The organism is Coleofasciculaceae cyanobacterium (assembly GCA_036703275.1).
Lineage (GTDB): Bacteria > Cyanobacteriota > Cyanobacteriia > Cyanobacteriales > Xenococcaceae > Waterburya.
Map to the genome: position 1 here is coordinate 129400 of DATNPK010000096.1, position 23205 is coordinate 152604.

Annotated in this window: 20 protein-coding genes; 11 read left to right on the plus strand and 9 right to left on the minus strand. The window is 39.3% G+C overall.

Annotation, left to right across the window (positions count from 1 at the left end):
• The first annotated feature begins 15 nt into the window (after positions 1–15).
• Together V6C71_19855 and V6C71_19860 are read left to right on the plus strand one after the other, a co-directional pair.
• Positions 16–564 (plus strand): glycosyltransferase, encoded by a 549-nt coding sequence (locus tag V6C71_19855; protein HEY9770711.1) that lies wholly within the window; start codon positions 16–18, stop codon positions 562–564.
• Positions 554–1276 (plus strand): glycosyltransferase family 4 protein, encoded by a 723-nt coding sequence (locus V6C71_19860; GenBank protein ID HEY9770712.1) that lies wholly within the window; start codon positions 554–556, stop codon positions 1274–1276. The genes V6C71_19855 and V6C71_19860 overlap by 11 nt, the downstream gene beginning before the upstream one ends.
• 87 nt (positions 1277–1363) lie before the next feature.
• Here V6C71_19860 and V6C71_19865 read toward each other — a convergent pair whose 3' ends face one another.
• Positions 1364–3157, minus strand: a complete 1794-nt coding sequence (locus tag V6C71_19865) for a fatty acyl-AMP ligase (protein HEY9770713.1) — start codon at positions 3155–3157, stop codon at positions 1364–1366.
• Positions 3158–3231: 74 nt separating this feature from the next.
• Here V6C71_19865 and V6C71_19870 point away from each other — a divergent pair, with 74 nt between their 5' ends.
• Complete coding sequence (locus V6C71_19870; GenBank protein HEY9770714.1) at positions 3232–4326, plus strand: inositol-3-phosphate synthase; 1095 nt, start codon at positions 3232–3234, stop codon at positions 4324–4326.
• A 690-nt stretch (positions 4327–5016) separates the two neighbouring features.
• On the opposite strand, the gene V6C71_19875 is transcribed toward V6C71_19870, so the two are convergent.
• Positions 5017–5202: a hypothetical protein gene (locus tag V6C71_19875; protein ID HEY9770715.1), complete on the minus strand. Its 186-nt coding sequence runs from the start codon at positions 5200–5202 to the stop codon at positions 5017–5019.
• 124 nt (positions 5203–5326) lie between these two features.
• Positions 5327–5749, minus strand: coding sequence for a DUF29 family protein (locus V6C71_19880; protein ID HEY9770716.1), 423 nt, complete (start codon positions 5747–5749; stop codon positions 5327–5329).
• 877 nt (positions 5750–6626) lie between these two features.
• On the opposite strand from V6C71_19880, the gene carB reads away from it, so the two are divergent.
• The 4 genes from carB to V6C71_19900 all read left to right on the plus strand — a co-directional run bounded on the left by carB (position 6627) and on the right by V6C71_19900 (position 12236).
• Positions 6627–9860, plus strand: coding sequence for a carbamoyl-phosphate synthase large subunit (gene carB / locus V6C71_19885; GenBank protein ID HEY9770717.1), 3234 nt, complete (start codon positions 6627–6629; stop codon positions 9858–9860).
• Between the two features lie 228 nt (positions 9861–10088).
• Positions 10089–10619: an adenylyl-sulfate kinase gene (gene cysC, locus V6C71_19890; protein HEY9770718.1), complete on the plus strand. Its 531-nt coding sequence runs from the start codon at positions 10089–10091 to the stop codon at positions 10617–10619.
• A 268-nt stretch (positions 10620–10887) separates the two neighbouring features.
• A complete protein-coding gene (locus tag V6C71_19895; GenBank protein ID HEY9770719.1) occupies positions 10888–11367 on the plus strand; it encodes a hypothetical protein in 480 nt (159 codons plus the stop codon).
• 527 nt (positions 11368–11894) lie between these two features.
• A complete protein-coding gene (locus V6C71_19900; protein ID HEY9770720.1) occupies positions 11895–12236 on the plus strand; it encodes an STAS domain-containing protein in 342 nt (113 codons plus the stop codon).
• A 143-nt stretch (positions 12237–12379) separates the two neighbouring features.
• Here the strand turns inward: V6C71_19900 and sodX are convergent, their stop codons facing one another.
• Positions 12380–12733, minus strand: a complete 354-nt coding sequence (gene sodX, locus V6C71_19905) for a nickel-type superoxide dismutase maturation protease (protein ID HEY9770721.1) — start codon at positions 12731–12733, stop codon at positions 12380–12382.
• A 508-nt stretch (positions 12734–13241) separates the two neighbouring features.
• On the opposite strand from sodX, the gene V6C71_19910 reads away from it, so the two are divergent.
• Positions 13242–14804, plus strand: a complete 1563-nt coding sequence (locus V6C71_19910) for an ABC transporter substrate-binding protein (GenBank protein ID HEY9770722.1) — start codon at positions 13242–13244, stop codon at positions 14802–14804.
• 66 nt (positions 14805–14870) lie between these two features.
• A complete protein-coding gene (locus tag V6C71_19915; GenBank protein HEY9770723.1) occupies positions 14871–15866 on the plus strand; it encodes a glycosyltransferase family 2 protein in 996 nt (331 codons plus the stop codon).
• 4 nt (positions 15867–15870) lie between these two features.
• Here the strand turns inward: V6C71_19915 and V6C71_19920 are convergent, their stop codons facing one another.
• A complete protein-coding gene (locus V6C71_19920; GenBank protein ID HEY9770724.1) occupies positions 15871–16659 on the minus strand; it encodes a TIGR01548 family HAD-type hydrolase in 789 nt (262 codons plus the stop codon).
• A 72-nt stretch (positions 16660–16731) separates the two neighbouring features.
• On the opposite strand from V6C71_19920, the gene V6C71_19925 reads away from it, so the two are divergent.
• Entirely contained in the window at positions 16732–17040 is a 309-nt protein-coding gene (locus tag V6C71_19925) for a 30S ribosomal protein PSRP-3 (GenBank protein ID HEY9770725.1), read from the plus strand.
• An 830-nt stretch (positions 17041–17870) separates the two neighbouring features.
• Here the strand turns inward: V6C71_19925 and atpC are convergent.
• From atpC to V6C71_19940, 3 genes are all read right to left on the minus strand, one after another.
• Positions 17871–18281: an ATP synthase F1 subunit epsilon gene (atpC, locus tag V6C71_19930; protein HEY9770726.1), complete on the minus strand. Its 411-nt coding sequence runs from the start codon at positions 18279–18281 to the stop codon at positions 17871–17873.
• Positions 18282–18446: 165 nt separating this feature from the next.
• The gene (gene atpD / locus V6C71_19935; protein HEY9770727.1) at positions 18447–19901 is read right to left on the minus strand and encodes a F0F1 ATP synthase subunit beta; all 1455 of its coding nucleotides are present in this window, start codon (positions 19899–19901) and stop codon (positions 18447–18449) included.
• A gap of 242 nt (positions 19902–20143) precedes the next feature.
• Entirely contained in the window at positions 20144–20761 is a 618-nt protein-coding gene (locus V6C71_19940; protein ID HEY9770728.1) for a nitrate reductase associated protein, read from the minus strand.
• Positions 20762–20906: 145 nt separating this feature from the next.
• Here V6C71_19940 and rodA point away from each other — a divergent pair, with 145 nt between their 5' ends.
• Positions 20907–22211, plus strand: coding sequence for a rod shape-determining protein RodA (gene rodA, locus V6C71_19945; GenBank protein HEY9770729.1), 1305 nt, complete (start codon positions 20907–20909; stop codon positions 22209–22211).
• 157 nt (positions 22212–22368) lie between these two features.
• On the opposite strand, the gene V6C71_19950 is transcribed toward rodA, so the two are convergent.
• A complete protein-coding gene (locus V6C71_19950) occupies positions 22369–23154 on the minus strand; it encodes a sulfotransferase domain-containing protein (GenBank protein HEY9770730.1) in 786 nt (261 codons plus the stop codon).
• Positions 23155–23205 lie beyond the last annotated feature (51 nt).

Consider the following 23205-nt stretch of genomic DNA (forward strand, 5'->3'; position numbering starts at 1 on the left):
TCAAGCCTTTATATTGTGTCAGTCAAAGATTACTGGAAAACTGTTGAGATGAAAATTGCGATTATTGCTTCAGGTTTTTTACCCATTATTGATGGTGTAACAATTAGTGGATGGCAAAGATTACAAATACTGAGCCAACAAGGACATGAGGTACGTTTTTTTTGTCCTGACTACAGTAGTTTGTCCAAGACATATCCTGATTGGCAAGATTATACGGGAGATATATTACCTGGAGTCAGAGTTATTAATTTAACTAGCAATTCCTTAGTTGGGTTAGATTACGAACCTAATGTTACCAGAAACTCATATCAATCAGTTTTAGGCGAATTAAAGCGATTTCAACCAGATATTATTCATATTGATCAACCAGAAAGGCTCTACGTCGCGTTTTGGCGTATTGCTGGACTAGATTACGCCAAACAAGCTGGTATTCCCTGCATCAGTTTTTTCCGCACTAATTTTTTAGATTATTTGGCGGATTATTTTCCTTTGCCAAAACCAATTTTTACTGCAAAGATTAATTGTTTGGATATACAACTCTTACGACTTAACTTTGGTTACTAGTAAAGTCACTTATCCCAAAGTTATTGACTTGGGAATAAAAAACGCTCGATATGGTAATTTAGTTGGTTTTGATAGCGATCGCTTTACTCCCAATCTACGTCAGACAGATTTTTTTGATTCACAATACGGGTTGTCTCAAGTAGATCGCTTAATTAAAATAGTCTTTTTAGGTCGTCTATATCCTGACAAAGGTTGGTATTTTACCCTAAAAGCTCTCAAAAGCGTGTCGTCAGCAGTCGATCTGAGTCAAGTAGCCATTATTGTCGCAGGAGATGGGCCAATGCGCGAGGAAATAGAGGCACAATTGAGTAACTTGACTCCCAACTTACATTTACTTGGTAGAGTAGCTCCAGAGAATGTTCCCGCGCTGTTAGTCAACTGCGATTTGCACGTCACTACTTCTGAGAAAGAAACCAGAGGTTTGACTATTTTAGAGGCGTTTGCAGCAGGAATTCCCGTAATTGCCCCCAATTCTGGCGGAGTAATTGAAAATATTCAAGATGGCAAGAATGGCTTTTTATATACTCCAGGCGATCGCTTAGACTTTTCGAGCAAACTCCAATTATTAATTGAAAATAATCGTTTGCGGCAAGAAATGGGCGATCTCGCGCGGATTTCCGTCAAAGAATACAGTTGGACACAGGCAGTTCAGAATTTAGTCGATATTTGGCAAGAGGCGATCGCCGATCGGTTGACAACGAACCATGGATAATTAGTCATTAGTCATTAGTGACAAGTTAAGACACTACGCTTAGGGTCAATCGGTTTGAAGCCATTAGCCATTAGCCATTAGCTAAAATCAATCGCTAAAAAACTGTCCTGCTAAATCGGTAATGTCGGTTTGAGTAATTTCTGACTGTTGCCATTGCGCGATCGTGTTTAAACTGCCATCGAGGAACATACTTTGACAGGCGCGACGCTGAATTTTACCGCTAGAGGTTTTGGGGATGCTGCCAGTTTTGAGTAAAGCTACGGCAAAAACATTAGCCATGTTTTGTTCTCCTACAGCCAGGCGGATTGCGCCGATAACTTCCTCGGCATTAAGTTTTCGCAAGTAAGTGCGATTGATTTCATGAGCAATGACTAACTGTTCTTCTCCGTTAACGTCCACGCTAAATGCTGCACCATGATTAGGAGAAAGAGCAGGGTGACAATTTTCCACCGTTTCTTCAATATGTTGCGGATAATGATTACGTCCCCAGAGAATCATCATATCTTTGATTCGTCCCGTGATGTATAGTTCACCGTCTTTAATAAAGCCTAAATCTCCGGTGCGGAGGTAAGTTTTATTGGGGTTATTAGCTAAAGTTGCTTGAAAAGTTGCTGTTGTTTGCTCCTGTTGTTGATAGTACCCTTTGCCAATACCTACTCCGGCTGCCCAAATCTCCCCTACGCGATCGCTTTCACACTGAACTTTAGTTTCGGGATCGACAATAATAATTTCATCCCCCAACCAAGTGTGACCACAGCTAACAGCAGCTTTAGAGTTAGGGTGTTCTGGTGCTACCGTAACAACTTTATCTTCAGTTAAGGCTTGTTTATCTAAATAGGTGATCGTAGGATATTGCGAAGCATTAATCCCAGTAATAAATAACGTTGCCTCAGCCATACCGTAACAGGGGTAAAAGGCTTCTTTCTTAAACCCGCAAGGTTCATACAGTTCAGCAAATTTCTCTAGGGTTTCTGCTCGTACAGGTTCAGCCCCCGTAAATGCTACTGACCAATGACTAAGATCCAAGCTGGCTCGTTGCTTATCAGTAATTTTTTGACATAATAAGTCATAGGCAAAATTAGGTCCGCCGCTGGTAGTTATCTGATATTTAGACAACGCCTGTAACCAGAGAAAGGGTTTTTGTGCCAAAGCAATAGGCGACATTAATACAGCGGGTAAACCTGCATATAAAGGCTGCATTACGCCGCCAATTAATCCCATATCATGAAACATTGGCAACCACATTAAAATTTTAGTGCGATCGTGATGTCCAAAAGACTGGTAGATTACTTCTGAATTGTGCAGCACATTACCATGAGTGACCATTACTCCTTTGGGTTGTCCCGTAGAACCAGAAGTATATTGTAAAAAAGCCAGAGTGTCCCCGTTAATTTTGGGCGGCTGCCATTGCTCAGCTAAATTCAAGTTAACGCGATCGCTCGCCATCCAGGGCAAAGCGTTTAACTTCATTACCATTCCTGGATTGGCAATTAGCTGTCCTTTTACGCGATCGGCAAATTCTTGGGTAGTCAAAGCAATTGCTGCTTGACAATTGACAATACGGTCTTGATACTGGCTAAGAGATTTAATGTGCTGTCGGGGATAGTCGGTAACGGCAATAACTCCGGCATAAAGACAACCTAAGAAACTAGCAATAAACTCCAAGCCAGCAGTATAAGGATAAACTAACAAAGCGCGAGCGCCTGGTTTTACTTTGGTTAGCAACTGTACTGCGATCGCCCGTGCTTGAAGATCTAACTCCTGGTATGTACAGCTACCAGATTCATTTTCTCCATCGGCTAAAAAAGTATAGGCAGTATAATTGGGTTGGTTTATCGATTTATCAAGCAGAATATCTACTATGGTGGAATTATTTACCATTCGTTTACCATTCTTTAAACAATGACTGTAAGATTTCCCTATAATGTAGTCCAATAATGGAGGAAGGTTAAACCGTGGGGAGTATAAAAATTGCAATTGTTGGTGTAGGAAACTGTTCTAGTTCACTCATCCAAGGAATTGAATATTATCGAGATAAACAAGCAGAAGATGCTATTGGCTTAATGCACTGGGATATCGGAGGCTACAAACCTTACGATCTTGAAGTAGTTGCTGCTTTTGATATCGATCAACGTAAAGTAGGAAAAGATGTTGCCGAGGCGATCTTTGCTCCTCCTAACTGTACGACAGTTTTTTGCGAAAATGTTCCCCAAACTGGGGTAAAGGTAGAAATGGGGGCAGTATTAGACGGGGTTGCAGCCCACATGAACGGCGCTGATGAAAAATATACTTTTATAGTTAGCGATCGCCCAGAACAATCCAAGGCAGATATTGTTAATAGTCTTAAGCAATCTGGGGCAGAAGTTTTAGTTAATTATCTTCCTGTAGGCTCACAAGAAGCTGTAGAATTTTATGCCGAATGCGCCCTTGATGCAGGAATAGCTTTTGTTAACTGTATTCCCGTATTTATAGCCAGCAAGCCACTATGGGCAGACAAGTTTAAACATCATAATATTCCGATTATTGGCGATGACATTAAATCTCAGTTTGGTGCCACCATTACCCATCGTACTCTAGTAGATCTTTGCAAAAAGCGAGGAGTCAAGGTTGAGCGTACCTATCAGTTAAATACTGGTGGTAATACTGATTTCCGCAATATGCTTGATCGCTCTCGTTTAGATTCTAAAAAAGAGTCGAAAACCGAAGCCGTACAGGGCGTAATTGCTAAACGTCTGGAATACGAAAATATTCATGTTGGCCCTAGTGATTATGTACCTTGGCAAAAAGACAATAAAGTTGCTTTCATCCGCATTGAGGGCAAGTTATTCGGCGATGTACCGATGAATTTAGAGATGAGACTCTCAGTCGAAGACTCTCCTAACTCGGCAGGGGTAGTTATTGATGCGATTCGTTGCTGTAAATTGGGCTTAGATCGGGGTATTGGTGGTGTCTTAACCGCACCTTCTGCTTACTTTATGAAGCATCCACCCGAGCAGTTTACTGATGATGAAGCTTACCAAATGACTGAGGCATTTATTGCTGAGCAGTAATCTTCATCAAAATTAAGGAGCGATTTAAATTCAGAAGTTAGAATTCCTTTTGTTGGTTGCTCTAGCTTCTTTTGTTTTCAGGGCAAAAGTAGCTCCTGATTTAAATTTTGCCCTACCAGCGCGATTGCTATTGCTTAAACCTTGTTTAATGACTAGCAAACTTGAGCCAAGTTCATTTGCACTGAACGTATTGAAAGGTTATGATCTTGAATCTAAAAAGAAAACAGTTAGCTGTTAGTCGAAGAACTAGCTAACTGTAAAATCTAATTGTTATTGGAAAACTATTAAACTGCCAGGCTTAATAGTTTTTTTTATTGGCAAAATAAGCCATAGTTCCTATACCTACGGCTAATAAATAACCGACGATTAAAACTGCAATTAGAGCGATCGCGATTTGAAGCACACTTTTTTAAAATTACAAGCATAAATACCTGTACCGCACTCTCTGAGTGAGTTACAAGTTTATATTTATTAAATAGTTTACTGACTTTACTATACCTATACGTCATCCTTAATACATATTAATAAACTTTATCTAACTTTCTTGTAACTTTTGCTAACTGTCAAAGTTGATACATCAGGGTAAGGTTTATATAAGAGCAGATGAAAAGCTACAAACCTCACAGGGGTAGCAAGAGTCTCGCGATCCGCTTTTTAAGTGAGAGTCGGGTAGTGTGGGCAGTGTCCATCTTACTTCTCAAAAATTCCCTTAAGACAAAATGCGATCGCTCTTTCGTTGATAGTTTTTGTTAGAGCGATCCCGAAGGAATCTGTTTCGCAGGTCACTTTTGTAGGTTTAGTTAAGAACAGGCGATCGCTTGACCAATAACGGTTCTTTTCAGCGATCGCGCTACAAGTAACAGCCGCGATCGACAATTGCTTGAGTTTTTTTCACTTACTACTGCTAATAGTTTCAAGGTTTTTAGGCAATGCTACAAGAATCTCCACATTAACAAATCCAGAGGGATCACGAGTCACAAAAGACTAAATTTAATGACGTTTAGCAATTAATCAAAGTTAAAGCACTTTCTTTAACTTTTTCTCCATCAATCATTTGGTTTAACTCATCCTTATCATGCCTACCTTCAAAAGCTTCTAGTGCTGCCCTTTCAATTGCCGCTTCCAAGGCTTCATCAATAGTTTCAATTAATTCATCTTCGCTAGCATAGTAACCACCAAATTTACGTCTTTTATTAGTACGCTTAATTTCTCTCACTGAATTATTGATGGAAACATCCCACGATCTTGTAGTACGCTGTTCAGCTTGTTGTTTAATCAAATGAACTAAGAGGATAACTGCATAACTATAAATTTTGTTGAGTTTATCCTCTTTAGACATTTCTTCTAATTCACCTACCAGTTCTAAAGCCTTGGTATAATTTTCCTCTTCGATGTATTTTCTTAAAGTAATTAATTCTTCCATAGTTAAATTTTTTTCTCTATATTTCTCAATATAGAGGATGGGAAACATTACGTACTTTATACTGGTGGCATGACTACTTTTCTTGCTAAACTCAACATTTTTTATAATGGGATCGCCTCAGTCACTTTTACAAATTTGTATACTAGCAAACTTTAATTTAAAAACTACTGTATAATATTAATCTGCAAAAACAGCTAGCTAATTTTAAGACTAGCTAGCTGTAAATCACTTTTATCTTGTTATGAAACTATTAAGCCTGGCAGTTTAATAGTTTTTTTCGTTGGCAAAATAAGCAATTGTTCCTATACCTACGGCTAATAAATAACCGACGATTAAAACTGCAATTAGAGCGATCGCTGGTGAAGACATCATATATCTAACCTCTTTCTATGTTTGCACACATAACCTAACAGTAATGTCAATAATGTTCAACAATTATTAACGATCCCTGTAAATTGTTACAAATGTTTATGAAAAACTCAGGCTGGATGTATGCAAAATCTGCATAACTATTAATAGTAATATTGTTTGCAGTTAAATATTTTTAAACTTCATAGAGCGTCTAAAAATTAGAAGTTGATTATGAGAAAACTAGAATCGCTCGACTCAATTATGAAAGAGAATTAGAGAATTATTTTAACCCGCAACCGAACAAGCGATCGCCCAAATAATTGAACAGATGAGAATTAATCGAGCCGAGCAACTATATCTAGCTCATATTCATAATTCAAACCAAATTAAAACTAATCAAGACAATTAACTTCAGGCAGATATAACAGGCGGTTATTAAATGTAGATAAAAAGAACACTCTTTATGGGGTCGAGAAACTATACAATTAATCGCTAGCAGTATAAGTTAGGCAAGAGACATAGTAATATGCCCCGTCGCGAAGATCTCCATAAAATCTTACTTCTTGGTTCCGGCCCGATTGTCATTGGGCAAGCTTGTGAATTTGACTATTCTGGAACACAAGCCTGTAAAGCTCTACGAGAAGAGGGATATGAGGTAGTTTTGGTCAATTCCAATCCCGCTTCAATCATGACCGATCCAGAAATGGCAAATCGTACTTATATCGAACCCTTGACCCCAGAAATGGTGGAAAAAGTAATTGCTAAAGAAAAGCCAGATGCGCTGTTGCCAACCATGGGCGGACAAACAGCCTTAAATATTGCGGTATCGCTGGCAAAGAGTGGAGTTTTAGATAAATATGGCGTTGAGCTGATTGGGGCAAAATTACCAGCGATTGAAAAAGCCGAAGATCGCCTGTTATTTAAACAGGCAATGGAAAAAATTGGTGTGCCGATGTGTCCTTCGGGCATTGCCAACAACCTGGAAGAAGCTAAAGCGATCGCGCTGGAAATTGGGAGCTATCCGCTAATTATTCGTCCTGCTTTCACCTTGGGCGGTACGGGAGGCGGTATCGCTTACAATCAAGAAGAATATGAGGAGATTTCCGCAGCAGGGATCGATGCTTCTCCCGTCAGTCAGATTTTAGTAGATAAGTCTTTGCTGGGTTGGAAAGAGTATGAGCTAGAAGTAATGCGAGACTTGGCAGATAACGTGGTGATTATCTGTTCCATTGAAAATATCGATCCGATGGGTATACACACTGGGGATTCGATTACCGTCGCTCCTGCTCAAACCCTAACAGATAAAGAGTATCAGCGTTTGCGGGACTATTCCCTAGCAATTATTCGCGAGATTGGGGTAGAAACAGGAGGGTCTAATATCCAGTTTGCGATTAACCCAATTGATGGGAAAGTAATTGTAATTGAAATGAACCCCCGCGTATCCCGTTCTTCGGCATTGGCTTCTAAAGCGACGGGTTTTCCTATTGCTAAATTTGCTGCCAAGTTAGCGGTAGGCTATCGCCTCAATGAAATTTCTAACGATATTACCCAAAAAACTCCTGCTTCTTTTGAACCCACGATCGATTATGTGGTCACAAAAATTCCTCGCTTTGCCTTTGAGAAATTTCCTGGAACCAAGCCGATCTTAACGACGCAGATGAAGTCAGTCGGGGAGGCGATGGCAATCGGCAGAACCTTTAACGAGTCTTTCCAAAAAGCCCTGAGATCTCTAGAAACTGGTCGCTATGGCTTTGGTTGCGATCGCCTAGAAATTCTCCCTTCAATTTCCCAAATACGCTCCAGTTTACGCATTCCCAATCCTGAGCGCATCTTTAGCGTTTATCAAGGCTTAAAGCTAGGTATGACCCCAGAAGAAATCCATGAGCTGACGGCAATAGATGTCTGGTTTTTAGATAAGATGCAAGAATTGCTTTTAACTGAGAAATATCTTAAAGGTACTAGTCTGCCAAAAATTTCTGCCGAACAAATGCGCTTCGTTAAACAACAGGGATTTAGCGATCGCCAAATTGCCTTTGCAACTAAAACTACCGAAGACGAAGTACGGACATATCGTAAAGAATTAGGTATTTTGCCTGTATATAAGCTGGTAGATACCTGCGCTGCGGAATTTGAAGCTTTTACTCCTTACTATTACTCTACCTACGAATCTGGCGAGTCAGAGATTGCTCCTTCAGATAAATCTAAGGTGATGATCTTAGGTGGTGGACCTAACCGTATTGGACAAGGAATCGAGTTTGACTATTGCTGTTGTCACGCAGCCTATGCCCTTTCCGCAGTAGGATACGAAACAATTATGGTTAACTCCAATCCTGAAACCGTATCTACCGATTACGATACTAGCGATCGCCTTTACTTTGAGCCTTTAACCAAAGAAGATGTCCTCAACATCATTGAAGTAGAAAACCCCAGCGGGATTATTGTCCAGTTTGGCGGACAAACTCCGTTAAAGCTGGCGGTGCCTTTGGAAAAATATTTAGCAGATTTGCCCAATACTAAAATTTGGGGTACATCACCTGATTCCATTGATGCTGCCGAAGATCGCGAAAGATTTGAACAGATCTTACGCGAATTAGATATTAAGCAACCACCCAACGGTATTGCGCGTAGTTACGAAGAATCACTGAATATTGCTAACCGTATTTCTTATCCTGTGGTGGTTCGCCCTTCCTATGTTTTGGGAGGAAGAGCCATGGAAATTGTTTATTCTGATGCCGATCTCAAGCACTACATGACCTATGCAGTAGAAGCAGAACCCGATCATCCGATTCTAATCGATAAATTTTTAGAAAATGCGATTGAAGTCGATGTTGATGCTTTATGTGACCATGGGGGAAAGGTGATTATTGGCGGGATCATGGAACATATTGAACAGGCAGGAATACATTCTGGCGACTCAGCCTGTTCTATTCCCTATAACTCTTTACCAGAATCGGCGATCGCGACTATTCGCGACTGGACCCAAAAGCTGGCGAAAACTTTAAAAGTAGTGGGGTTAATGAATATTCAGTATGCCGTGCAGGGAGAACAGGTATTTATTATTGAAGCTAATCCTCGCGCTTCTCGTACTGTTCCCTTTGTCTCTAAAGCCACTGGTGTTCCACTAGCAAAAATAGCATCTTTAGTAATGTCAGGAAAAAGTTTAGCGTCTTTGGGCGTAACGGGCGAAACTATACCAAAGCATATTGCCGTCAAAGAAGCAGTATTGCCGTTTAATAAGTTTCCTAGTACTGATACCCTTTTGGGGCCTGAAATGCGCTCTACAGGAGAAGTGATGGGCATAGATACCGACTTTGGCAAAGCCTTCGCTAAAGCAGAAATTGGCGCAGGAGTAAACCTGGCTTTAAAAGGAACAGTATTCGTCTCGATGAACGAACGAGATAAAACAGCGATCGTGCCTGTAGTGCAGGACTTTATTGATTTAGGCTTTAAAATAGTTGCTACTGCGGGAACACAAAAAGCATTGCAAGCCAATGGCATCAAAGATGTAGATCTGGTGCTAAAACTACATGAAGGTCGCCCTCACGTTGTAGATTCGATTAAAAACCATCAGATTCAATTAATTATCAATACTCCTACGGGAGAAGAATCACAAACTGATGCCCAACTAATTAGAAGGATGGCACTAGACTATAAGTTGCCAATTATCACCACGATCGCAGGAGCAAAAGCTACAGTAGCTGCAATTCGCTCACTACAGTCAGAACCTTTGGAGGTAAAAGCGTTACAAGAGTATATTTAGGGATTGGGAATAATATGTAGCCAGTTAATTAAGTAAAGCTAAACGTACGTTTAGCTTTACTTGCTTGTCTGCGATCGCTATTCATTAAATAAAAATGGCATTGAGCCTGTAAAAAATTTATCTTTTGATTTTATTACGACAACATGAGTTCACGTCCTTGTAGACCCCGTCGCATTCCAGGGTAGAATACTGAATGTCTTAAAAACATATTAAAGAATATCAAGAATTATGAAGCAGCAGGGAGTAGCAGTTTGGTTTACAGGGTTTAGTGGTGCAGGTAAAAGCACCATTGCTGAGGCACTTACGGATAAGTTGAAATCTAAAGGATATCAGTTAGAAGTTTTAGACGGCGACGAAATTAGAGAAAATTTGACCAAAGACCTTGGTTTTTCTAAAGAAGATAGAGATACTAATATTCGTCGCATCGGTTTTGTTGCCAAACTATTAGTTCGTAACAAAATAATTGTACTAGTCCCTGTCATTAGTCCTTATCGCGCTATCAGAGAAGAAATGAGGGCAAACATCGGCAACTTTGTCGAAGTTTTTGTTAATGCTCCTTTATCAGTATGCGAAGAGCGAGATGTAAAAGGACTTTATAAACTGGTTAGAGCGGGAAAAATAAAACAATTTACTGGCATTGACGACCCTTATGAGCCTCCCATAAATCCTGAAGTAGAATGTCGCACCGACCTCGAAGAATTATCTGAAAGTGTAGAAAAGATATTCAGCAAACTCAAAGAATCAGGATATATTGCCTAAACTAAAAAATAGCTGCTCGATTTCGATAGCTGGATTTTGCGATCTGGCTCAAATCGACTTAACTTAAAATTGTTCCAAGTTATTGGTATAGATAGCTAAAAAGCTGGACTTATATTTAGTAAGTTCGCTTGATAACAACATTTTAGGCAGATCCCACTTTAACCAACGCCAAAAAGTTACTTTAAGCAAAGTTTAACCAGCAAGAATTTACCCGAGATTTGAGTTTGATTATATTGTCAATGCAGTTTTTGGAATTTACACCTAATTTATGAATGATCTAGTATCTGACCCAGCCGATTGGCAATTTAAGGTCAATCAAATAGTTTACTTAGAACATCAGAGCAAAAAACTTTATGGTGAAGTAATTCAGCTAATTCCTAATCGTAGACTATGCTGGTTTAGACCGAAGTGCTTGGTGGTATCTGCTGATTTTGACGTTACACAGCAGAATGATTACTCCTACAGTCAACGTACACAGACTCTTTTGAACTCAAGCCCAGTCGATTTGGAACAAAATGACTTTTACCATAGTTCAAATTTAAACCAAACTCAATTAATAGATCTACAATCAACTTCAGATTTATTATGGCCTGTAATCCTATTTAGACCTGCTTTCGATACCGAAATTGTTTATTTCTTAGCGCAATTAAAGGATGATTTATATCCTTTAATTGAGAAAACCTTAAATCGACAACATTTAAATCAATTTGTTCAGCAAGTTTGGCAAGCTAACCAAGATAAGTTTTAAAGATAACCAAAAAAATTTTTATTATTACTTGACTGTTTAATTGGTTTACCTCTTTGTTGTCCTAGTTCTTTACCTTTGTAGTTTAGCCTGAATAAAAGCCAAAACAATTACTCTAGCAATTTAGAGATTTAGAAATTTAGTAAATTATAATACCAACTATTAGATAGAACTAAATCATAATGATTCTATAATGCCAGTCAAAAATAGCTTAATTGGTGTCAGCAAAAACTAAAAATTCAGTAATTGCCCTGATCTAGAAAAGCTGTAAATTGACTATAAATGTAAGGTGTTTCTCATAGTTAAGGTGGAATGGAGTTTTTTAACGCACAGAGTAAGTCAAACAAATGTAAAGCATTTTACATATACCCCCAATTGACCAAGCTTTATGGCAAAGTTTAGTACTGCTTTATATCCTTATCAAGATTCCATAAAGTAGGTAGAAAAAAGTGGATGCACGTAAATTTACCGATTATTCTTGGGACATAAAAGTAATTTTTTAAGCAATATTTAAAGTGAGAAACAATAAAATGAGCAGCACACAATTACGTACGCAGTTTACTACTTTCAGCCCAGAGGGATTTTTAAGCGCGGCAAATGCTTCAGAATTTCTCGAACGTTTGACGGCAGAAGTAAAATCTTCAGTAAATTCCGCTTTACTCGTCAATATGGAAGCGGTAGAATTTATGGACAGTGCGGGATTAATGGCTTTAATTAAAGCGTTTCGTCTGGCTGAAAGCCTTGGACGTAGGTTTGGAATTTGCTCTCTTGCTCCTTCTGTACGCATCATGTTTGAGCTTACCCAATTAGACAAAGCTTTTGAAATTTTTGACACTCAAGATGCTTTTCAAGTAGCGCTTAATAGCAATTAAAAACCAAGATGAAGATTGTTACCTACTCTTAGAAGGCAGATAACGACTAAGTGGAGTCTCCAAGATTGAACGGTTGTTAGTAATTTTTTAAAACTGCTTTCTCTGTTTAGGTTTTGTAGTTTGGCTTGAGCAATAGGGTCTATCTAACAAAAGCGACTCGTTACTTTGCCTGCTATGTCTAAAAGCTTCACCACTCCCCAATGTCGGCTATCAGTACTTGCAGTTGAATTATCTCCAGTTAGAAAATAATGACCACTGCGATCGATAGCTGAAATTCTTTTGACAATAATTAATTCATTCAGTTGAGGCTGCTTCGTCACTACGATGTCATTAATCCTTGGCGAATGTTTGTGATAAGCATACGGATCGACGAGGATCTCATCTCCTGGACTCAAAAAAGGCTGCATTGATTCACCGACAACTTTAAGTCGCTTTCGTCTCCGTAGCAGTAAAAGTAGTAATTCATAATAGCTTGTTCTTGGCAAAATATCCGCCATATTCCCCTTGCTTGAAATTGCAAAAAATTATGATGGGCGTTATTAGAGTGAAGGATGCTGAAAAATAACGTTTCATTCATCGTTTCCTTGATGAAAGCTGTTATTAGTAATATTTATGGTCTGAATTAGCCGATCGCTCTTGAAAATTTGGCGTTTCTGATTTAAGTAATGACGTATTTGCGTAGCTTATCCTTTAGGACAAAATATTACCGTTCGTAGCTATGAACTATTAGCTATTAGCTTTTTAAAAACTGTTATTAATAGAGAGAAAAGCAAAACATTACTCATATCACCAACGCCGAAAATTTAAAGCACACTTAAGCAACTACACCCTTAAGCTTGATAATTTTGCTTTGCAATCAAGACGAACTGGTAAGTTACCCTATATCATTCGAGGTAGACTTTAAAATTATCTTACTTGGTAATGAGTGACAATCGATTTTCTTGCCTTTGGCAACGACTAAAAAAAATCAGCAAATATCTATGCCTGTTTTCAATTTGCTTGTTTTTGGCGATAGGATGCAACAACAATCGAACTCCTGAAAATAGCAATACTGTTGACAACAATCGAATTTCTTTTGGAACAACTTTAAAACCCCGTACTCTCGATCCAGCAGATAACTACGAGCTAGCAGGATTGAATATTATTTACAACGTGGCAGAAAGCCTTTATACCTATGAAGTAGGTACAACAAAAATTAAACCACTATTGGCAACAGCAATGCCAGAAGTTAGTGAAGATGGTTTAAGCTACACAATTCCCTTGAGAAAAGGCGTTACTTTCCATGATGGTGCCGTTTTTAACGCCAAAGCGATGAAGTTTTCTCTACAGCGTTTTATCGAAAACGGCGGGAAACCCGCTTTTTTATTAGGAGATGTAATTAAGACTGTAGAAGCGACACAAGAATATCAACTGAAGATTAGCCTCAAACAACCTTTTGCTGCTTTTCCTGCTTTATTAGCCTTTCCTGGCGCTTGTGCGGTATCTCCTCAAGCTTACAAAATTGGTTCAGGAGAATTTAATCCCAATAACTTAATCGGTACAGGAAAATATCGGCTAAACCAGTTTAAGAGCGACTCAATCAGTCTTGATGCTAATAACAACTATTGGGGCGAAAAAGCAGTTAATCAAGGGATTAATTTGCAGATTTATGCTGGAAATTCGGCTAATCTGTTTAATAGTTTTAAAACTGGAGCAGTAGACGTAGCTTATCAGTCACTTGACCCGCAGCAGATTGAGAGCTTAATTAACAGCAACGATGATATACAGGTAATTGAAGGTACAGGGACTGTAGTTAATTATTTGGTGCTAAATCTACAGCAAGAACCACTAAATCAACCAGAGATTCGTCAGGCGATCGCTGCTGGGATTGATCGCACTTTAATCAATGAGAGAGTATTAAAAGGACAGGCTGAACCAATTTACAGTCTGCTTCCTACCGCATTCGATATTTATCAACCCACATTTAAAGAGCTATATGGTGAAGCCAATACAAACAGAGCCAAAGAATTGCTCACCAAAGCTGGTTATTCAGTGGAAAATCCTGCCATTATCGAAATTTGGCATCCTTCTGGCTCGATAACGCGAGGTATTGTCGCAGATACGATCAAAGCCTACGCCGAACAAGAGTTAGGTGGGATCATTCAGTTTGTGCCCAATAGCGTTGAATCAGCTTCATTTTTTAGCAATTTAAGTCAAGGAGTATATCCTGCTGCTTTGGTAGACTGGTATCCTGATTTTCTCGATCCTGATAATTATCTTCAACCTTTTTTGAGCTGTAGTCAGGGTTCTCCTAATGTCGGTTGTGAAGAAGGTGCAGCCCAGAGTCGTGGTTCATTTTACTATAGCGATCGCGCCAATCAATTAATCGAGCAATCTCGAGAAGAACAAGACTCTACTAAACGTCAGGCTATCTTGGTGGAACTGCAAAAACTTTTAGCGCAAGATGTTCCTTATATTCCTCTGTGGCAAACCAAAGACTATGCTTTTGCTCAAAATAATATCAATGGCGTAGTAATCAATCCTAGCCAAACTTTCCCCTTCTGGACAATTAAAAAAGTTTCTAGCTGAGTCTATCCGCCAAGCAAATAGCTTATCCTACCAAACAATTGACGGTTTTTGTTTAGAACTAAAGATATGAAGCTGATTATTCAAATTCCCTGTTATAACGAGGAAGCAACTCTTGGGCTAACTTTGTCTGAGCTACCCCGCCAGTTGTCAGGCATAGACCAAGTAGAATGGCTAATTATTAATGATGGTAGTCGCGATCGCACTCTAGAAGTAGCGCAGGCTTGTGGAGTGGATCATATCGTCGATTTACGGTCTAATCACGGTCTGGCAAGAGGCTTTATGGCTGGGATCGAAGCCTGTCTCAAAGCGGGAGCAGATATTATTGTTAATACCGATGCCGATAATCAATATTGTGCAGCAGATATTCCCAAATTGATCGCGCCGATCCTCGAAGGTAATGCGGAGATAGTGATTGGTGCCAGACCAATCCCTGACATTCCTCATTTTTCCCCAATCAAGAAGTTGCTGCAAAAGCTAGGTAGTTCTGTGGTTCGTCTGGCTAGCAAGACTAATATTCCTGATGCTCCTAGTGGTTTTCGGGCAATGAGTCGAGAAGCTGCTTTAAAGCTCAACGTTTTTAATGAATATACTTATACTTTAGAAACAATTATCCAAGCTGGTCAAAGGGGTTTGGTAGTTACCTCAGTGCCTATTCGCATTAATGGTTATCTACGTCCTTCTAGGTTAGTCAAGAGCATTACCGCCTACATCCAGCATTCTATTGTCACCATTGTGCGGATCTTTATGACCTATCGTCCGCTTCAGTTTTTTATGATGCTGGGTAGTGTGCCTTTTGGCTTCGGCTTTCTACTTTGTTGTCGTTGGCTGCTGCTTTTTTGGGGCATTATTGGCGATAATCCCGCTAAGCCCCGTGTTCCCAGTTTGATTCTAGCTGCAATGTTAATTATCATTGGAGTTCAGCTTTGGCTCTTTGGTCTAATTGCCGATTTGATGGGAGTAAATCGCCAGTTACTTGAAGACATTCAGTTGCGATTAAGACGTAAAGAGTTTGAATCGAATCATAGTAAGAAAAGCGATCGCCAAAAAGATACTGTCTATTGATCGATTAACTTATTAGTTCGCTAATCAGCTTCAAATCTAGTTTTTCTAGGTTGCTCAAAACTATTTCTGCACCAGCTTCCATCAGCTTTTGAGCGTAATCAGCTTGTTTAACTTCTGAAGTTCGTAAATGAGGAGGCAGAACTCCTACAGCAACCCAAGGACGTTCTGGTTGAATTTCTTGAGCGTTGACTACGGTATACATATCTGCCACCGTATCTCCCAAATAAAATACGGGAATGTTGCCTGGAGTGGTTTCAATTTGAGTCAAAACAGCAAACATTCCTGTGGGATCGGGCTTGCCAGGGGCATCCTCCATGGCGATTAAAACTGGTTTTTCTAGCTTCAAACGCTGTTTAAGCACAAATTCTGCCGAACCTCTGGTTGCACCACTAAAAAAGCCGTAACTGATTTGATTTTTATTTAGCTGCTCAAAATAGCCAGGAGATACTAGCAAAGGTTCATTAGCAATATACCCGTCAAAAAGCTCAGGGTGTTTGCCACGATAACGTTCTTGAAAAAAATCCACAATGCGGTCATAATCTAGACCAACTGATTCACGAGTTCGCTCCATTGCTTCAAAATAACGATAAATTAGTTCTTGTGATGCTAACCAATCGTTGTTCCAAATTCCCTCTGATTTGAGCTGATCCATGTCTTCTATCGTTGGTCGCCAAGCACCATCCGTAAACTTTTCTACGGTATCAGCGATCGCTTTACGATAAGAATTTCCCACATCCCTAATAACGCCATCTATATCAAAAACAACAATTGCGATTAATTGATTTCTATTCATGTTCGCTTTCTTGTATAATTATCATTGGTTAATTATGTAAAATATTTATTTAAATATTTATTGGAGGCTTAATTGGAGTCAGAGGCAAGGTTTAAATTAAAAGTTTTGTGGTTAGATAAAAATGTGGCGATCGCAGTAGATCAGGTAGTAGGAAAGGGTACGAGTCCCTTGACGGCTTATTACTTCTGGCCTCGTAACGACGCTTGGCAACAGCTTAAAGACGAATTAGAAGCTAAGCATTGGATTGAAGAATCAGAGAGCATTGACATCCTCAACCAAGCTACAGAGGTGATCAATTTCTGGACCGAAAGGGGTAAGACCACTCCCATGACCCAGGCTCAAAGCAAGTTCCCCAACGTTGTCTTTACTGGAACTAACTAAATGCTAAGCAGAGAATGATATTTGAAATTTAAGCTTCAAAATTGGAAATTATCTTTTCTCTGGGATTAAATTACAGATAAAAGGGCAGAGTTAAATCTTACTACTGCCCTTTATTTTTTACTTAAATTTTTGCTTGGATATAATCTATAGCACTTAAAGCAAAAGTTAAGACACGTCGCTCAAAAGCTAATATCGGTGCATCGCGCGGCGCGTTTGCGAAGCAAGTCCGAAGGACTCAGCTAGTGCTAAAGCATACCGCTTCGAGACCGAAGGGCGGAGTGCGGTTTATCCGTGAATCCTTTAGGGCATATCCTTTAGGGCCTATGCGCCAATAAGCTAATAGCCAATAGCTCGTTTTATAACTAACGTTCTAATCTATAATTCACTTGCTATATAAATCATGCAGAGTGAACTACCATTCTTGAATCAAAGATTACAAGAATAGCTTCCTACCCAATTAGATGCCATCCCATGCAAGCACAGACTGGTCTTACTCCAAGACAATAGGCTACTCCCTCGTTCCGAAGGTAGAGTTACTTTTTTGCACTGTTGGATCGTAGTTTATGAGCGCTCGCTGGGTCAGGTTCGGTGCCTAATCTACTTCCTTATGCGTCTCTGTTCTTCGAGTTAACAGCCCAAGTCATTACCTTGTAGACTTATCAGAGATTAAGACTATGATACAACGAATCGCTTACACAAATTCAAATATTGTCGGCAATTCATCTACACTTGAATTATAAATTACAAGTCGTAGGATTCTTGCCGTTTTTAGCTAAAAATAATTTAGCATTTAATGTTGCTGGTTATCTTTTATCTTTCATCCTGATTATTTAAACCACTTCACCTGTGGCTTGAAGACGCGCTCTCGCTCTTTTCATTGAATTTTCAGCTTGAATTTTCTCTTGACGGTCTGCGCTATTTTCAACTTTTTGAAATCTAGTTTGTGCCTCTTGATATTCGGTGCGAGCAGTATCTCGATCGATGTTGTCACCTAGTTCTGCACCGTTGACTAAAATTTTAATTTCATCATTTTCTACTTCGGCAAAACCACCCATCAAAGCGATCGTTTTCCATTCCTTGTTGGGACGGACACGCATTACGCCTACCTCTAAAGCCGTAAGCAAAGGCGCGTGACCAGAAAGAATTCCCAGCTGACCAGTGGTGCTGGGTAGAATAATTTCTTCTACGCTATCATCCCAAACTGTTTTGTCTGGAGTAATTACTTTTACAGTTAACGCCATTTTTTTGAATATTAATTATCAACTATTTAATCAATCCCCGTCTCCTCAGAAACTTTGCCAAGTAACTCTCTCACTATCAGCAATCAATCAAAGTTGATTAATAACTGATAGCTGAGAAAGGAGCGCTCCCCGTATTTGTTAGTAACTATTTACTAACTACCGACTCTAAGAAGCAGCTTTCAACTTTTCTGCTTTTGCTTTTGCTTCTTCAATATCTCCCACCAAATAAAATGCCTGTTCGGGCAATTCATCTAATTCGCCGTTTAGAATAGCCTGGAAACCTTGGATAGTCTGCTCTAAAGTCACATATTTACCAGGTGAGCCTGTGAATACTTCTGCGACAAAGAAAGGTTGAGACAAAAAGCGTTCAATTTTACGAGCGCGATCGACTACGATTCTATCATCCTCAGAAAGTTCGTCTAAACCAAGAATGGCAATAATATCTTGCAGTTCTTTATATCTTTGCAAAGTCGACTGAACCGCACGAGCCGTGTTGTAGTGTTCTTCACCCACAATACTTGGTTGAAGCATAGTGCTAGTAGAATCTAGGGGATCTACCGCAGGATAAATACCTTTGGAAGCCAATCCGCGAGATAATACTGTAGTTCCATCTAAGTGAGCAAAGGTAGTTGCAGGAGCAGGATCGGTTAAATCATCCGCAGGTACATACACTGCTTGAATGGAAGTAATTGAACCTTCTTTGGTAGAAGTAATACGCTCTTGCAAATCTCCCACGTCAGTACCAAGAGTAGGCTGATATCCTACCGCTGAAGGCATACGACCGAGCAGCGCTGATACCTCAGAACCAGCTTGAACAAAGCGGAAAATATTATCAATAAATAGCAATACGTCTTGCTTATTAACGTCGCGGAAGTATTCAGCCATAGTTAATGCTGATAGACCGACGCGCATTCTAGCTCCAGGTGGCTCGTTCATTTGTCCATAAACCAAAGCAATTTTTGATTCTTCGGGATTATCGGCATTAATAACGTTGGATTCGATCATCTCATTGTAAAGGTCATTTCCTTCACGAGTTCTTTCTCCTACGCCGCCGAAGACAGATACACCGCCATGTTGAATCGCGATGTTGTTGATCAATTCCATCATAATAACGGTCTTGCCAACGCCTGCACCGCCGAACAAACCAATTTTCCCACCTTGACGATAGGGAGTCAGTAAGTCAACAACTTTAATACCAGTTTCAAATACTTTTGGCGCAGTTTCTAACTCAGTAAATTTGGGAGCAGGTCGATGGATAGGAAAAGTTTGATCTGTATTAACAGGTCCTTTTTCATCTACAGGTTCACCTAGCACGTTGAAAATTCTGCCTAAAGTACCTTTCCCTACGGGTACATTAATCGGTGCGCCAGAATCGACAATATCCATGCCTCTCACTAATCCGTCAGTACCACTCATAGCAACAGCACGAACCTGGTTATCACCAAGTAGTTGTTGCACTTCACAAGTGACTGAAACGTCTTGTCCTGCAGGATTCTTACCCTGTATTTTTAAAGCGTTATAAATACGAGGCATTTTTCCGCTAGGAAACTCGGCATCTAGAACAGGACCGATGATTTGAGTAATTTTACCAGTGTTTGTTTTATTGGTGGTGGCTACCATTTTTTTATATCTACTTGGTGGTTAGCTGTTTTATATGGCAGGTAAAATCTTAAAAAAAGTGTAAAATTTTGCCATCTTTAAGATTATCATTGATCGATTCATCTGAAAACTTTCCTTTTGTCGGCGTCAAGGTACTAATAGTTTGTCGATAGTTATTTTGCAATATAGCTTTTAGTTTGATTGAAGTATTTTAAGTTAAGCTTTAATAGCTAAATCTAACATAGTGCGATCGCGCTTTTGCTTCAATTAATAGACAAGACACCAAACTCTTGAAGTGCAGGAATGAAGTTTTTATTTTCATGGCTGGGACGACTAAGTTTAATTACGGCAAAACGCTGGACAGGAGTCAGGTTAGACCACTGCTCTAATGATAGATTGACTTGGCATTCCTGTGCTTTTTCGACTACACTGCTGGGGATATTTGTATCGTCTAGCCACGGTGGGTTAGGATTAATCGCTAATTTTTGAGCAGGTTGACCAGTTTTAACCGTAATCAAATTTTGCAGAAATTGACGGTAGATCTGACATTCTGCTTGATCGGTGCAGGGCATATCTACTAGTGCGTGGCGTTCTATCTGGCTCAATTGATTCCAATGTGCCAGTTTCAGTTTGACACCACAGTTATCTAGCTTCATTCTTACCTGCATCGGAATGCACTGGAGAGAACCAACAAAATCTGCTTCAAATTGAAAATAATTAGTGGATTCAAATTTGTGTGACTGAGGTTGTAAGTTTGACATCATCAATTTATATCTTGTCAGATTGATATATTCAGTATTCTGAAAGTTAGGGATTAAATTGTCAGCAATCCCAATAGTTACATTTGCTTGAATCTTGGGACATTGAGTAGACGAATTCACCAGGTTTAGCTTGCCAAAATTCAAATAGTCAGTAGGATCGACAGTAATGTGCGGCCTCTTTGGTAATTAAATATTAAACTGCTTAGTAGTTTCATTGCAGTAAGCTCAGACAATTTTTTCAGATTTTATATTTATTGCTAATAAAGTGATTAAACTTCGCTCTCAAACTAGAAAATCAACTACTTCAAAATCTCAGCCGACATACATTGGACAACAAGCATTGTTGTTGCTCTATTCCTGGAGACAGCTAGACTGGCTATTGCTAATGCTAATCATTGGCTTGTCTACATTTGGGGGATTTACTATTTACAGTACCGAACCTCCTGGAGAACACAACTATAGCTATCAACATTGGCTGGTTAGCATACTAGGATTAGTAATAGTTTTAGTTGTTTCTCGTTGGCGTTATCAACTGTTGTTGCGTTGGCATTGGGTAATCTATGCGTTGACCAATATATCTTTGATAGCAGTAATGGTAACAGGGGTTACGGCGAATGGAGCGCAAAGCTGGATTAATATTGCCGGCTTTAACGTTCAGCCTTCGGAGTTTGCCAAAATCGCTGTGGTTATTACCCTAGCAGCCTTGCTCCATAATCAAAATGGAGCAGATTTAAAAACAATGGTGAGAACCTTGATAATCACAGCTGTTCCCTGGGGGTTAGTATTTTTACAGCCAGACTTGGGTACTTCTTTGGTTTTTGGGGCAATGGTAATCGCCATGCTGTATTGGGCAAATGTTAAGATGGGATGGCTGATTATCATGATTTCTCCCTTGGTTTCTGCCATTTTATATCATGTTTATCTTCCAGGCTGGGTGTTATGGGTTTTGATCGTGGCGGGAATAGCTTGGCTAACTTTGCCTAGTAAAGTTGTTTCGACCCTTAGTTCTGTAACGATTAACTTGGGTGCAGTAGAGTTGGGCAATTTTTTCTGGAGCTTGCTCAAGGACTATCAGAAAGCACGACTAGTTATGTTTCTTGACCCAGAACAAGATCCTCTAGGCGGTGGATATCACTTAATTCAATCGCGAATAGCCATTGGTGCAGGTAAACTTTGGGGACAGGGATGGCATCAAGGAACTCAAACTCAGCTTAATTTTATTCCCGAACAGCATACAGACTTTATTTTCTCGGCGGTGGGAGAAGAGTTCGGTTTTTTGGGCTGTATTATTTTACTGTTAGTATTTTGGTTGATTTGTATCCGTTTAATTTGGATTGCATCTACTGCCCAAGACAATTTTGGCTCTTTGTTGGCGATCGGAATCTTGTCAATAATTGGGTTTCAAATTGTGATTAATGTTAGTATGACCATCGGATTAGCACCAATTACGGGAATTCCTTTGCCTTGGATGAGTTACGGGCGTTCTTCTTTGTTGTCTAGCTTTATTGGTATTGGCTTAGTAGAATCTGTGGCTAACTATCGGGAAACTAAGGCTAGAAAATCTTATTAGTATGCCAGGCTTGAGTAGCAATTTAACTTCGAGCGAGATTTTAAGTTAAACCGATGGTTTGTATATTGGTGTAATCGCCAAACTCGACAGCGAGGCGATCGCTAATGTTTAACTTTCTTAATATCCAATCTATAAGCCCAATTTATCAGCCGATTTTCTACCAATCATTATTGGTTTCATAACCTAATTTAATTAAAACATCACCAAATAGTTTTTTAAACTGCTGTTTGTGCGTACTCGTGAAAATTTCTTTCCACTCTTGTGTCCGACCAGAACGCAGGTGAGATTTTTTACGAATGCTTCCTAGTTGAAGCTTACTTTTGTTTTTGAAGCTAAATCTTTCAGCAATTTCGAGACAATTTTGAATTGCTTTTTCACTAAATTGATAATGTTTGAAAATCTGGTAAAAAACAGCAGACTCGTTATGAAGAATGTTCTCGTATTTAAACTCTAAAAAACAAGGATTATTATAATTCCAGTTAGACATCTCATCAATTACTTCTTTGGAAGTGCCTTGCATTTCTGCTAACAACCCCTCTTCTTGATTTAATGAATTTAAATACTGTTGATAAGTAAGGTTATTTAAGCTTTGGCGAGGAATATGCGCCCATTCTTCTTTGGTCCACAAATGGTAAAAATAAGCTGAAATGATTATGTCTCTAGGATCTCTAATCATATGAGAACCAATGTAGTCAGGAAGCTTAGTCACATCAACCCGACTCATGTACTCCATGAAGATATTGGTATCTCTTTTGAGATTATCTTGGGTACAGCTTTGAAACTTCAAACCATAATATCGAGAAATACTGCTTAATACTCGAATAAACCAAGCGGTACCAACTTTATGATAACAACAGTGAACAATTAACTTGCGATCGCTGCTATGGGCAAAAGGAGTTCTGAAAGCCTGCTTGACTGTAGATTCAAGAGGTGTATAAAACAAATATTTGATAGATCAATTATATATTTACACTTTGGTAAATATATAAAATAT

Coding starts and splice junctions, on each gene's coding strand:
- V6C71_19865 (HEY9770713.1), bottom strand. CDS start 3,157: ATGGTAAATAATTCCACCATAGTAGATATTCTGCTTGATAAATCGATA.
- V6C71_19880 (HEY9770716.1), bottom strand. CDS start 5,749: ATGGAAGAATTAATTACTTTAAGAAAATACATCGAAGAGGAAAATTAT.
- carB (HEY9770717.1), top strand. CDS start 6,627: ATGCCCCGTCGCGAAGATCTCCATAAAATCTTACTTCTTGGTTCCGGC.
- cysC (HEY9770718.1), top strand. CDS start 10,089: ATGAAGCAGCAGGGAGTAGCAGTTTGGTTTACAGGGTTTAGTGGTGCA.
- V6C71_19895 (HEY9770719.1), top strand. CDS start 10,888: ATGAATGATCTAGTATCTGACCCAGCCGATTGGCAATTTAAGGTCAAT.
- V6C71_19900 (HEY9770720.1), top strand. CDS start 11,895: ATGAGCAGCACACAATTACGTACGCAGTTTACTACTTTCAGCCCAGAG.
- sodX (HEY9770721.1), bottom strand. CDS start 12,733: ATGGCGGATATTTTGCCAAGAACAAGCTATTATGAATTACTACTTTTA.
- V6C71_19915 (HEY9770723.1), top strand. CDS start 14,871: ATGAAGCTGATTATTCAAATTCCCTGTTATAACGAGGAAGCAACTCTT.
- V6C71_19920 (HEY9770724.1), bottom strand. CDS start 16,659: ATGAATAGAAATCAATTAATCGCAATTGTTGTTTTTGATATAGATGGC.
- atpC (HEY9770726.1), bottom strand. CDS start 18,281: ATGGCGTTAACTGTAAAAGTAATTACTCCAGACAAAACAGTTTGGGAT.
- atpD (HEY9770727.1), bottom strand. CDS start 19,901: ATGGTAGCCACCACCAATAAAACAAACACTGGTAAAATTACTCAAATC.